The organism is Bacillus sp. Medicinal_06, assembly GCF_056711665.1.
Window position 1 is genome coordinate 1 of sequence record NZ_JBWYHD010000099.1, and the last position, 246, is coordinate 246.

Here is a 246-nt window from a genome sequence, read left to right on the forward strand (position 1 = left end):
TCTTTCAAGTGAATCCCGCTTACACTTCAATCTCTGGAAAAATGAAATACATGCGGAAATTCGGTATCTCTATTCATCAATCCGCGGCCTTTACAATTGGTCGCCGGGGATTAGGATATAAAGAAAACATACTAAGATTAGTAGTGCAGACCAAGGCATTGGTTCGCACTACTATTTTTTATATAGTAGAAGTGAAGAAAGGGTCGTGGGTGCTTTGGGATCTTGAATCCGTAAAAAAAACTGACC

1 pseudogene is annotated in these 246 nt (G+C 39.8%); it reads left to right on the plus strand.

The window, feature by feature from the left end:
• A pseudogene (locus tag AC1M36_RS28670) lies at positions 1-246 on the plus strand (hypothetical protein); the annotation flags it as partial.